This is a genomic window from Rhizobacter sp. P1_G5 (assembly GCF_056405435.1).
Map to the genome: position 1 here is coordinate 1 of NZ_JBFUCB010000133.1, position 11,724 is coordinate 11,724.

General features: G+C 68.3%; 9 protein-coding genes and 1 pseudogene. 2 read left to right on the forward strand and 8 right to left on the reverse strand.

Translation table 11 applies throughout. The annotated features are described in order from the left end of the window. From AC1D12_RS12110 to AC1D12_RS12140, 7 genes and pseudogenes are all read right to left on the reverse strand, one after another. Nucleotides 1–288: pseudogene (locus AC1D12_RS12110) on the reverse strand (hypothetical protein); the annotation flags it as partial. 19 nt (nt 289–307) lie between these two features. Next, entirely contained in the window at nt 308–1,864 is a 1,557-nt protein-coding gene (locus AC1D12_RS12115; protein WP_047505797.1) for an XrtA system polysaccharide chain length determinant, read from the reverse strand. A 101-nt stretch (nt 1,865–1,965) separates the two neighbouring features. Next, nucleotides 1,966–2,583 (reverse strand): XrtA/PEP-CTERM system exopolysaccharide export protein, encoded by a 618-nt coding sequence (locus AC1D12_RS12120; protein ID WP_477827219.1) that lies wholly within the window; start codon nt 2,581–2,583, stop codon nt 1,966–1,968. 49 nt (nt 2,584–2,632) lie between these two features. Further along, nucleotides 2,633–4,048, reverse strand: a complete 1,416-nt coding sequence (locus tag AC1D12_RS12125; protein ID WP_047505990.1) for a TIGR03013 family XrtA/PEP-CTERM system glycosyltransferase — start codon at nt 4,046–4,048, stop codon at nt 2,633–2,635. Between the two features lie 165 nt (nt 4,049–4,213). Next, the gene (ubiE, locus tag AC1D12_RS12130; protein ID WP_477840614.1) at nt 4,214–4,945 is read right to left on the reverse strand and encodes a bifunctional demethylmenaquinone methyltransferase/2-methoxy-6-polyprenyl-1,4-benzoquinol methylase UbiE; all 732 of its coding nucleotides are present in this window, start codon (nt 4,943–4,945) and stop codon (nt 4,214–4,216) included. Nucleotides 4,946–4,962: 17 nt separating this feature from the next. Next, nucleotides 4,963–5,379 carry a gamma-butyrobetaine hydroxylase family protein gene (locus AC1D12_RS12135; RefSeq protein ID WP_047505791.1) on the reverse strand — a complete coding sequence of 139 codons (417 nt, stop codon included), beginning with the start codon at nt 5,377–5,379 and terminating at the stop codon, nt 4,963–4,965. A gap of 23 nt (nt 5,380–5,402) precedes the next feature. Beyond that, the gene (locus AC1D12_RS12140) at nt 5,403–5,864 is read right to left on the reverse strand and encodes an HIT family protein (protein ID WP_465114033.1); all 462 of its coding nucleotides are present in this window, start codon (nt 5,862–5,864) and stop codon (nt 5,403–5,405) included. Nucleotides 5,865–5,924: 60 nt separating this feature from the next. On the opposite strand from AC1D12_RS12140, the gene AC1D12_RS12145 reads away from it, so the two are divergent. After that, a complete protein-coding gene (locus tag AC1D12_RS12145; RefSeq protein ID WP_477840616.1) occupies nt 5,925–6,905 on the forward strand; it encodes a Bug family tripartite tricarboxylate transporter substrate binding protein in 981 nt (326 codons plus the stop codon). 32 nt (nt 6,906–6,937) lie between these two features. Here the strand turns inward: AC1D12_RS12145 and AC1D12_RS12150 are convergent, their stop codons facing one another. Beyond that, complete coding sequence (locus AC1D12_RS12150) at nt 6,938–10,870, reverse strand: DUF3683 domain-containing protein (protein ID WP_477840618.1); 3,933 nt, start codon at nt 10,868–10,870, stop codon at nt 6,938–6,940. 209 nt (nt 10,871–11,079) lie between these two features. On the opposite strand from AC1D12_RS12150, the gene AC1D12_RS12155 reads away from it, so the two are divergent. Next, nucleotides 11,080–11,724, forward strand: a 645-nt coding sequence (locus AC1D12_RS12155) for an extracellular solute-binding protein (protein ID WP_477840620.1), incomplete at its 3' end; no start/stop codon positions are given.

Below are 11,724 nucleotides of genomic sequence, written 5' to 3' on the forward strand. Positions count from 1 at the left end.
GCCCTCGGCGGCGAGGCGCAGCAGGTCGATCTGCACCTCGCGCGAGCGGGCGTTGGTGGGGGCGCGCTCGGCCCGCGTCGGGCGTGCGACGGTGCGCGGCGCGAGTTCGATGTCGTCGGCGACGGTACGGGCGATCGGCGCCGGGGGCGCCAGCGTGGCGGCACCGCCCGGCGCGCCGGTGACCGGGCCGAAGCCCGGCTCGGTGGCGGTCGGCGCCCAGCTCGGCACGTCGATGCCGGCGCGTCGCAGTTCCTCGAGGCGGCGGGTGGCTTGTTCGATGATGCTCATGATGAGGCGGTCGTCCGGTTCAGTGGGGCTGGATGCCGCCCGCGAGCAAGGCGATCCAGGTCACGTTCAAGGCCATGAACACCACCATCGCGCCGCTCAGGCGGATGAGGTCGAAGCGCTGCGCGCGCTCGGCCGCCATCGAGAGGTGGCGCGACACCGTCCCCAGCACCGGGCGCTTCGCGAAGGCCTGCAGCGCCTCCTGCGTGTCGAAGGTCGGGTAGAGCTTGCCCATGCCGAACGCGGCACCGCCGCCGGCGGCCAGCGCGAGGATCATCGCGACGACGGCCAGTGCGGTGCGGTCCGGGAACGCGGCCTTGGCCGGCACGCGCGGCGGCTCGACCAGGCGGTACTCGGCCATGCTCTTCGACTGGTCGATCTTCAGCCCGAGCGAGGCGGCCTCGCGGCGCGAGACCAGCATGTCGTACTGCTTGCGCATGATGTCGTAGTCGCGATTCAGCTGCGCGAGCTCGGCCTCGGCCTGCGGCACGCGGCTCGCGGTGGCCTTGACCTGGTCCAGGCGCTCCTGCTGGCCGCCGAGCTGGCTGCGCAGCGACGCGACATTGGCCTCGGCCTCGGCCAGCGCGATGCGCAGGCGCTGGTACACCGGGTTCGACGACGCGACGCGGCCGCCGGCCTTGGCCGCCGCCTTCGCGCGCTCGGCCTCCTGCTGGCGCTTCTGGGTTTCCAGCTGGCCGATCATGCGGCGCGCCGCGATCACGTCGGGGTGCGCGTCGGTGTAGCGGCGCAGCAGGTCGTCGAGCGAGCGGCGCTGCGCATCCAGGCGCGAATCGATCTCGGTCTGCATCGCCATCGGCACCGCCGGCGCCGGGGCGTCGACCGCCACGTTCGGCTCTTCGCTCGACAGCTCGCGCTTCAGCGCGTCGCGCGACTGCTCGGCGGCGGCCAGCGTCATGCGCAGCTTGCCGACCTCGTCGGTCAGCACCGACATGCGGGCGAAGTAGTCCTGCCCCGACACGCCGGAGACGCCGAAGTTGCGCAGCTTGAATTCCTTCACGCGGTTCTCGGCCTCGACCAGCTTGACCTCGTAGGCCTTGATCTGCTCGTCGATGAAGCGGCTCGCGTCCTGCGAGTCGCGCTGCTTGCTGTCGTTGCCGGAATCGATGAACAGGTTCACCAGCCCGTCGACGACGGCCTTCGCGCGGTTCGGGTCGCCGTCGCGGTAGCTGATCAGGTACAGGTTGCCGCCGCTGTGCTCGACCTTGATGCGGGCGGTCAGGCGGTCGATCGCCTGCTCGCGCTTCAGGTCGGTCAGCGTGCCCAGGCCGACGCCCGGGTCGCCCATCAGGCGTTCGATGTTCGGGCGCGACAGCAGCGTCTTCGCGAGCATGCGCACCTGCTGGTCGAGGTCGGGCTGGAACGCGAGGCCGGCCATCAGCGGCTTCAGCACCGATTGGGTGTCGACGAACAGCTTGGCGGTGGCTTCGTAGCGGTTGGGGATCACCCACACCATCAGCGCGAGCACCACGGCGGTGGCCCAGGCGACGGCCATCGCCAGCCAGCGGCGCTGCCAGATCGTGCGCAGCACGATCGAGATCTGACGGGTCAACTCATTCATCTTGGAGCTTCTGGATGGGTCGACACGCGGAGGTCGACCGTCTCAACAGGGGGTGGTGGCGCCGGGCATCGGGGTGGCCACCGGGTTCAGGACCAGGGCGATCAGAACCAGCTTTGCGGGACGATGATCACGTCGCCCGGCTTCACGTCGACGTTGGCCGAGATGTCGCCGCGCTTGATCAGGTCCTTCAGCCGCACGCTGTACTGCTTGCCCTGCTCGGTGCCGCGCACCAGCACGGCGGCATTGCCGTCGGCGAACTCGGTCAGGCCGCCGGCCTGGATCATCACGTCCAGCAGCGTCATGTTCTGGCGGTACGGCACCGACTGCGGGCGGGTCGCCTCGCCGATGATGCGGATCTGCTCCGAGAACGAACCCTGGAAGTTGTTGACGACGACGGTGACGACCGGGTCGCGGATGTACTTGCCGAGCTTGGCCTCGATGTCGCGCGCCAGGTCGGCCGGGCTGCGGCCGGCGGCGAGCACATCCTCGACCAGCGGGGTCGAGATGCGGCCGTCCGGGCGCACGGTGACGGTGGACGACAGGTCGGCATTGCGCCACACGACGATGTTGATGCTGTCGAGCGCGCCGATCAGGTAGCGGTGGTCCGGCGTCTCGGCCACCTTCGGCGCCGGCGGCAGGCCGCTCAGGCTGCCGCAGCCCGACAGCACCAGCGCCGTCGCGGCCGCACCGAACCATCCCAACAGTGTCTTGACGTTCATTCTCGAGTTCCCTTTTGTCTCTGCGTCTGTGCGTTGATGCGGCGCGAAATCAGTGGGCGCCTTCGCGGAACAACACGACGCTGACGGTTTCGATCAGCACCAGCAGGTCCAGCATCAGCGAGTTGTTCTTCACGTAGTACAGGTCGAACTGGTGCTTGCGGCGTGCGTCGTCGACCGAGGCGCCGTAGCTGTAGCGCACCTGGGCCCAGCCGGTCACGCCCGGCTTGATGCTGTGGCGCACGTCGTAGAACGGGATCTGTTCCTTCAGCTGCTTGACGAAGCTCGGGCGCTCCGGGCGCGGGCCGACCATGCTCATCTCGCCGCGCAGCACCGACAGCAGCTGCGGCAGCTCGTCGATGCGGGTCTTGCGCATGAAGGCGCCGACGCGGGTCACGCGCGAATCGTTCTTGGTGGCCCACACGGCGACGCCGTCCTTCTCGGCATCGGTGCGCATGCTGCGGAACTTCATGCACATGAAGATCTTGCCGCCGAGGCCGACACGTTCCTGCTTGTAGATGATCGGGCCGCGCCCTTCGAGGCGGATCGCCAGCACCGCCAGCAGCATCACCGGCGAGGCGAGCAGCAGCAGGAACGACGAGCTCGCGATGTCGAACGCGCGCTTCAGGATCATGCGCAGGCGGCCTTGCACGAAGCCCTGGCCGTAGACCAGCCAGCTGGCCTTCAGGCTGTCGATCGGCACTTCGGACTTGGCGCGCTCGTAGAAGCCGGCCAGGTCGACGATCGGCACGCCGCGGATGCGGCAGGCGAGCAGCTGGTCCATCGGGACGCTGCCGCCGCGCTGTTCGCGCACCGCGACGATCACTTCATCGATGTGGTGGTCGCGCACGATGTCCTCGATCGACAGCTCGCGCGAGAACACCTTGTGGCCGCGCAGGCTCGCGACCTGCAGCCCCGGGGCCGCATCGGCTTCGGTCGGGAAGAAGCCGGCGACGTTGCGGCGCAGGCGCTTCATCGTCATCAGGTCGCTGGCGACGCTCTGCGCCTCGGCGCCGTTGCCGACGATCAGCACCTTCGGGATGGTGGCCATGCGGCTCATCAGGTACATCGCGCCGCGCACCAGCACCAGGCCGACCAACAGGTACAGCACGGCCGAGGTCATGATCTGCACCGCATAGCCGCCGTTGGCGATGCTGTCGAGCACCAGGTAGGTCACGTAGGCGCCGACGACCAGCGCGGCCAGTGTGCGGCGCAGCATCGCGGCGAAGCCGATCGGGGTCGGGCGGTACAGGCCGGCGAAGGCGTACAGCAGCGACATCACCATCGCGAAGCCGCTGGCGAACAGGAACAGGTGGGGCACCGTCAGCCCGGCGGGTGCTTCCGGCGTGCCCGGCAGGATGTGGACCGACGAGGCGGCCAGCACGATGGCGAAGAAGCACAGCAGACCGTCGGCGATCATCCCGAACAGGGTGGCCACCGAGACATGTAACTGAAACACCTTCAACATGACGCTCATCCTTCAGAACTTCATCCCGGAGCTGCCGCCGATCACTTCGGCGTGCTGCACGGGATGCAAGCAGATGGCGCGGATTGTCAGTACAGGTGGACCGGTGCCCAATCCTCTAAACGGGGGCTCCCCCCCGTGAACAGGGGGGCGCCGGCAGGCGTCAGGTCAACACTTGATGCCCACATGCAACGCCACGATGCCGGCGCTGAGGTTGTGCACGTCGACGTGGCCGAAACCGGCGGTCTTCATCATCGCCTTCAGCGTCTGCTGGTCGGGGTGCATGCGGATCGATTCGGCGAGGTAGCGGTAACTGTCTGCGTCACCGGCCACCAGCTGGCCGATGCGCGGCAGCGCCTTGAACGAATACCAGTCGTAGAACTTCTCCAGCGGCTTGGCCACCTTCGAGAACTCCAGCACCAGCAGCCGGCCGCCGGGGCGCAGCACGCGGCACATCTCGGCCAGCGCACGGTCCTTGTGGGTCATGTTGCGCAGCCCGAACGCGACGCTGACCAGGTCGAAGCGATCGCTCGCGAACGGCAGCGCCTCGGCATCGCAGATCGCCGTCGGCAGCACCAGGCCCTGGTCGAGCATGCGGTCGCGGCCGTGGTGCAGCATCGCCTCGTTGATGTCGGTGTGCACGACGGTGCCGCGCTCGCCGACCTTCTTCGCGAACGCGCCGGCCAGGTCGCCGGTGCCGCCGGCGATGTCGAGCACCGAATCGCCCTCGCGCAGGTTCGCGACGGCCACCGTGTAGGCCTTCCAGGCCCGGTGCATGCCCATCGACAGCACGTCGTTCATCAGGTCGTACTTCGACGCGACCGAATCGAACACGCCGCGCACGCGCTCGGCCTTGCGGGTCTCGTCGACGGTCTCGAAGCCGAAATGGGTGTTGCTCATGGGTCAGTCCGTCGCAGTCAATGGTGGTGGCCGCAGGCGGATGCGGCCTTGTCGGGCATCGGCGTGTCGCGCGTGGCGCCGGCGGCCTGCAGCCGCGCCTCGTACTGCCGCCAGAGATCAGCCTCCTGCGAGCCCAGGAAATACAGGTAGTCCCACGAGAAGATGCCGGTCTGGTGGCCGTCGGAGAAGGTCGGCTGCACCGCGTAGTTGCCGACCGGCTCGAGCGCGGTGAGCGTGACCTCGCGCTTGCCGGTCTGCAGCGTTTCCTGGCCCGGGCCGTGGCCCTTGACCTCGGCCGACGGCGAGTAGACCCGCATCAGCTCGAACGGGATGCGGAAGCTGCGGCCATCGGCGAACGCCACCTCGAGCACGCGCGACTGCTCGTGCACCGTGATCGCGGTGGGTTGCGGGGTCTGGGCAGTGAGGCCGGCCATGGGGAATCCGAGTGTGGGAGGGTTCAGGTCGCGCGCGACAGGGCCGCGGCGACGCGCTCGTCGAGGCTTGTCAGTGGGCCGGCCAGGCGGTCGGCCGCGGGCGGCTGCACCTCGCGCTGGCGCGTGCCCCAAATGGGCTGCGGAAAGTGGCTGTCCCAGTCGAAGCGCGCGATCACGTGCCAGTGCAGGTGCGGCACCATGTTGCCGAGCGCGGCGAGGTTGATCTTGGTCGGTGCGAGCGCCTCGCGCAGCACGCGCTCGACAGTGGCCACCAGCGTCATCGCACGGGCCCGGGCGGCGGCGTCGAGGTCGGAGAACTCGGCCACGTGCTGGCGCGAGACGACGCGGTAGAAGCCGGGGAAGTTCGCATCGGCGATGCGGATCACGCGCCAGCCGTCGTCCTGCCAGACCAGCGCGCCGCCGCTCTCGCGGCACAGCTCGCAGCCGGGAGCGGGATGGGCGGGGCGGAGGAAGTCTGCAGGCATCTGCGCATTATCGGCGGCCACCGATAACATCGGCGGCTTCTTCCGAGACGGATCGCTGTCATGACTTCTGCGTTCACCCGCCGCCACTTCAACCTCGCCCTTGCCGGCGCGCTCGCGTCCGCAGGCACGGCCCACGCCGCCGACGCCTGGCCCTCGAAGCCGATCCGCTGGGTGGTGGCCTATCCGGCCGGCGGCGGCTCGGACTTCCTCGCGCGCCAGCTGGCGCCGCAACTGGGCAAGCAGCTCGGCCAGACGATCATCATCGACAACCGCCCGGGTGCGGCCGGCATGATCGGCACCGACAACGCGGCCAAGTCGCCGCCGGACGGCTACACGATCGTCACCGGCGACAACGGTGCGATGGTCTTCAACACCGCGATGTACAAGAAGGTGCCGTACGACCCGAAGGATCTGGCGCCGGTGGGTTTCATGGCGCGCTTCCCGCTGATCCTCGCGGTGAACCCGAACGCCGGCTTCACGAGCGGGCAGCAGCTGCTCGATGCCATCAAGAAGAACCCCGGCAAGTACAGCTACGCGTCACCCGGCATCGGCAGCCCGCACCACCTGGCGATGGAGCTGCTGAAGGACCGCACCGGCAGCTTCGTCGTGCACGTGCCGTACCGCGGCACGGCGCTCGCGGTGCAGGATGTCATCTCGGGCCAGGTGCCGATGATGGTGCTGGACACCGCGGCCGGGCTGCCGCAGATCAAGGGCGGCAAGGTCAAGGCGCTGGCGGTGATGTCGAAGAAGCGCATCGCGTCGCTGCCCGACGTGCCGACGCTCGACGAGCTGGGCATCAAGGGCTTCGAGGTGACGGCATGGCAGGGCCTGTTCGTGCCGCACGGCACACCGCCCGAGATCGTCACGCGGCTCACGCAGGAGATGCACAAGGCGATCAGCACGCCGGAGGTGAAGGCGCGGCTGGAGGAGTTCGGGCTGGACGTCGCGCCGACCGACGGGCCGGCGCTGGCGAGCTTCGTGGCGCAAGAGACGAAGTTCTGGCATGCGCTGATCAAGGAGCGCAAGCTGAGCGCGGACTGAGAAACCGCCTCAGCCCGAACGGTGGGTCCTCGTCAGACGAGGACCCGCTCGATCCCGCCGTCATTCGCCATCTCCACATACTCCGGCATCCAGTCGGCCCCGAGGATCTTGTTGGCCATCTCGACGACGATGTAGTCCGCCTCCAGCAGCCCGTTCTGCAGGTCATTGCCGTAGCGCGACAGCCCCTGCAGGCAGCTCGGGCACGAGGTCAGGATCTTCACCGGCCCCTCGGCCGCCACCGCGCCGGTCGCGCGCAGCTTGGCCTCGTCGCGGCGCAGCTCTTCTTCCTTGCGGAAGCGCACCTGCGTCGAGATGTCGGGCCGCGTCACGCCCAGCGTGCCGCTCTCGCCGCAGCAGCGCTCGCTCTTCAGCACGCTCTCGGGCCGGTTCCCGCCGACCAGCGCCTGCACCGTCTTCATCGGCTCCTGCAGCTTCATCGGCGAGTGGCACGGGTCGTGGTAGAGGTAGCCCGCGCCCTGCGTGGCGTCGAGCGTGATGCCCTTCTCCAGCAGGTACTCGTGGATGTCGATGATCCGGCAGCCCGGGAAGATCTTGTCGAACTGGTAGCCCTGCAGCTGGTCGTAGCAGGTGCCGCAGCTCACCACCACCGTCTTGATGTCGAGGTAGTTCAGCGTGTTGGCCACGCGGTGGAACAGCACCCGGTTGTCGGTGATGATCTTGTCGGCCTTGTCGAACTGCCCCGAGCCGCGCTGCGGATACCCGCAGCACAGGTAGCCCGGCGGCAGCACCGTCTGCACGCCGGCATGCCACAGCATCGCCTGCGTGGCCAGGCCCACCTGCGAGAACAGCCGCTCCGAGCCGCAGCCCGGGAAATAGAACACCGCCTCGGTCTCGGCCGTCGTCGCCTTCGGGTTGCGGATGATCGGGACGTAGTTCTTGTCCTCGATGTCCAGCAGCGCCCGCGCCGTCTTCTTCGGCAGCCCGCCCGGCAKCTTCTTGTTGATGAAGTGGATCACCTGCTCCTTGAGCGGCGCGGTGCCCACCGTCGAGCGCGGCGCGGCGGTCTGCTTCTTCGCGAGGCCGCGCAGCAGGTTGTTGGCCGCACGCTGCGCCTTGAAGCCCACGTCGACCATCGCGCCGCGCAGCAGCTTGATGGTCTCCGGGTTGGTGGCGTTGAGCATCATCATCGCCATCTTGTTGCCGGGGCGGAAGCTCTTCTTGCCCATCTTGCGCAGCAGGTTGCGCATGTTCATCGACACGTCGCCGAAGTCGATCTTCACCGGGCACGGGCTCAGGCACTTGTGGCACACCGTGCAGTGGTCGGCCACGTCCTCGAACTCCTCCCAGTGCTTGATCGACACACCGCGGCGCGTCTGCTCCTCGTACAGGAAGGCCTCGACCAGCAGCGAGGTCGCGAGGATCTTGTTGCGCGGGCTGTACAGCAGGTTGGCGCGCGGCACGTGCGTCGCGCACACCGGCTTGCACTTGCCGCAGCGCAGGCAATCCTTCACCGACGCGGCGATCTCGCCGATGTCGCTCTGCTGCATGATCAGCGACTCGTGCCCCATCAGCCCGAAGCTCGGCGTGTAGGCGTTGGTCAGGTCGGCCTTCAGGCGCACCCCGCCGAAGCTCGCGTCGCGCAGCAGCTTGCCCTTGTTGAAGCGGCCCTCGGGGTCGACGCGCTGCTTGTAGGCGGTGAAGCCGGCCAGCTCGTCATCGGTCAGGAACTCGAGCTTGGTGATGCCGATGCCGTGCTCGCCGGAGATCACGCCGTCGAGCGAGCGCGCGAGCTTCATGATGCGCGCCACCGCCTCGTGCGCCGTCTGCAGCATCTCGTAGTTGTCGCTGTTGACGGGGATGTTGGTGTGCACGTTGCCGTCGCCGGCATGCATGTGCAGCGCCACCCACACGCGGCCGCGCAGCACGTCCGCGTGGATCTTCTGGCAGGCGTCGACGATCGGCGACAGCGTGGCCCCGGCGAAGATGCCCTGCAGCGGCGTGCGGATCTGCGCCTTCCACGACGCGCGCAGCGTGTGGTCCTGCAGGTCGTCGAAGAAGGTCACACCCCGATCAGCCTGCACCTGGTCGAGGTTCGACAACCAGTGCGACCACAGCCCGCGCACGTCGCGCAGCAGCGCCAGCGCCTGCTGCACGCGGTCTTCGAGCAGCTCGGCCGACGCGATCTGGTTCGCGTCGTCGCTCTTGCCCAGCGGCAGCTGGCCGGCGACGAAGAAGTCTTCCAGCGCGTCGACCAGCGCCAGCTTGTTGCGCAGCGAGAGCTCGATATTGATGCGCTCGATGCCGTTGGTGTATTCGCCCATGCGCGGCAGCGGGATCACCACGTCCTCGTTCACCTTGAACGCGTTGGTGTGGCGGCTGATCGCCGCGGTGCGCTTGCGGTCGAGCCAGAACTTCTTGCGCGCCTCGGCGCTGACCGCGACGAAGCCCTCGCCGGCCCGGCCGTTGGCCAGCCGCACCACCTCGCTGGTGGCGCGCGCCACCGCGTCGGCATCGTCGCCGGCGATGTCGCCCACCAGCACCATCTTGGGCAGGCCGCCGCGCTTGCTCTTGGTCGCGTAGCCCACGGCCTTGAGATACCGGTCGTCCAGGTGCTCCAGGCCGGCCAGGATCGCGCCGCCGGGCTTCTTCTGCTCGGCGAACATGAAATCCTTGATCTCGACGATCGACGGCACCGCATCCTTCGCGTTGCCGAAGAACTCCAGGCACACCGTGCGGGTGTGCGCCGGCATCTTGTGCACCACCCAGCGCGCGCTGGTGATCAGGCCGTCGCAGCCTTCCTTCTGGATGCCCGGCAGGCCGGCGAGGAACTTGTCGGTGACGTCCTTGCCCAGGCCTTCCTTGCGGAAGGTGCGGCCCGGCACGTCGAGCTGCTCGGTGCGTTCGAGCACCTTGCCGGTCGCATCGAAGTACTTCAGCTCGAAGCGGGCCACCTCCACGTCGTGGATCTTGCCCATGTTGTGGTCGAGCCGCACCACCTCGAGCCACTTCGCGTCGGGCGTGACCATGCGCCACGAGGCCAGGTTGTCGAGCGCGGTACCCCACAGCACGGCCTTCTTGCCGCCGGCGTTCATCGCGATGTTGCCGCCGACGCACGAAGCCTCGGCCGAGGTCGGGTCGACCGCGAACACGTGGCCGGCGCGCTCGGCGGCATCGGCCACGCGCTGCGTGACGACGCCGGCCTCGGTCCAGATGGTCGCCACGTCGCGGTCCATGCCGGGCAGGCGCATCACCTCGACCTCGGTCATCGCCTCGAGCTTCTCGGTGTTGATGACCGCGCTGTTCCAGGTCAGCGGCACGGCGCCGCCGGTGTAGCCGGTGCCGCCMCCRCGCGGSAYGATYGTCAGGCCMAGCTCGATGCACGCCTTCACGAGCGCCGCCATCTCGGCCTCGGTGTCGGGGGTCAGCACGACGAACGGGTACTCGACACGCCAGTCGGTGGCATCGGTCACGTGCGAGACGCGCGACAGGCCGTCGTACTTGATGTTGTCCTTTGCGGTGTGGCGRCCGAGCGCCCGCGTGGCCTTGCGGCGCAGCGCGTCCATCGCGTCGAACTGGTCGGCGAAGGCCTGCACGGCCTGGTGGGCGGCGTCCAGCAACTCGCCGACCGAGGCGTCGCGCTGCGCATCGCTCTCGTTGGCAACCGCGGGATTCCGCCGCGCCTGCACCTCGCGCAGCCGGTGGTTCAGCGCCTCGATCAGCAGGCGGCGGCGGCGCGGGTTGTCGAGCAGGTCATCCTGCAGGTAGGGGTTGCGCTGCACCACCCAGATGTCGCCCAGCACCTCGTAGAGCATGCGGGCGGAGCGGCCGGTCTGGCGCTCGTCGCGCAGGCGGTCCAGCAACTCCCAGGCCCGCGATCCCAGGATCCGGATCACGATCTCGCGGTCGGAGAACGAGGTGTAGTTGTACGGAATCTCGCGCAGGCGGGGCGCCTTGTGCGCGGCAGTCGCCGCGGCGATCTGGTTCAGCGGGATGGGTGCGTTCATGGGGGCCAGGCTGCAGCACGCCTGTGGGGGCACTTGGACGCAAATGGTACCTCAGCACCTGTTCGGTGCCGGGCGCGCCCCGCCCCGGGGATCCGGCGGGGTAAATCCCGTTGCCGCGGCCGACCATCCACGACATAAACGGACTGTCACAAACTCGTAGCACACTGCGCGGCTGGTCAAAAACCAACCGTCATTTTCCGGAGAAGTACATGACAACGAAAAGATACGCCGCCCTCGCCGCCGCCGGCTTCGCCGCGCTGGCGCTCGCCGGCCCGGTCCACGCCCAGGTCGAAGTGCAGTGGTGGCACTCGATGACCGGCGGCCTGAACGAATGGGTCAACGACCTGGCCACGCAGTTCAACAACAGCCAGAAAGAGTACAAGGTCACCCCGACCTTCAAGGGCAACTACGACGAGTCGATGACCGCCGCAGTGGCTGCCTTCCGCGCCGGCAATGCGCCGCACATCCTGCAGGTGTTCGAGGTCGGCACCGCGACGATGATGTCGGCCAAGGGCGCGATCAAGCCGGTCGGCGAAGTGATGAAGCAGAGCGGCGTCAGCTTCGACCCGAAGGGCTACGTGCCGGCGGTCTCGGGCTACTACACCGCGCCGAACGGCGAGATGCTGTCGTTCCCGTTCAACAGCTCGACGACGATCTTCTACTACAACAAGGACGCCTTCAAGGCCGCCGGCCTCGACCCGAACAAGGCCCCGACGACCTGGCCCGAGGTGACGCTGGCCGCCGCCAAGCTGAAGGCCGCCGGCGTCAAGTGCCCGTACACCACCAGCTGGATGAGCTGGGTGCACCTGGAGAGCTTCTCGACCTGGCACAACACGCTGTTCGCGACGCAGAAC

Bases quoted from the DNA above. Each gene is read 5' to 3' on its own strand.
- AC1D12_RS12115 (WP_047505797.1), bottom strand. From the start codon at position 1,864: ATGAATGAGTTGACCCGTCAGATCTCGATCGTGCTGCGCACGATCTGG.
- AC1D12_RS12120 (WP_477827219.1), bottom strand. From the start codon at position 2,583: ATGAACGTCAAGACACTGTTGGGATGGTTCGGTGCGGCCGCGACGGCG.
- AC1D12_RS12125 (WP_047505990.1), bottom strand. From the start codon at position 4,048: ATGTTGAAGGTGTTTCAGTTACATGTCTCGGTGGCCACCCTGTTCGGG.
- ubiE (WP_477840614.1), bottom strand. From the start codon at position 4,945: ATGAGCAACACCCATTTCGGCTTCGAGACCGTCGACGAGACCCGCAAG.
- AC1D12_RS12135 (WP_047505791.1), bottom strand. From the start codon at position 5,379: ATGGCCGGCCTCACTGCCCAGACCCCGCAACCCACCGCGATCACGGTG.
- AC1D12_RS12140 (WP_465114033.1), bottom strand. From the start codon at position 5,864: ATGCCTGCAGACTTCCTCCGCCCCGCCCATCCCGCTCCCGGCTGCGAG.
- AC1D12_RS12145 (WP_477840616.1), top strand. From the start codon at position 5,925: ATGACTTCTGCGTTCACCCGCCGCCACTTCAACCTCGCCCTTGCCGGC.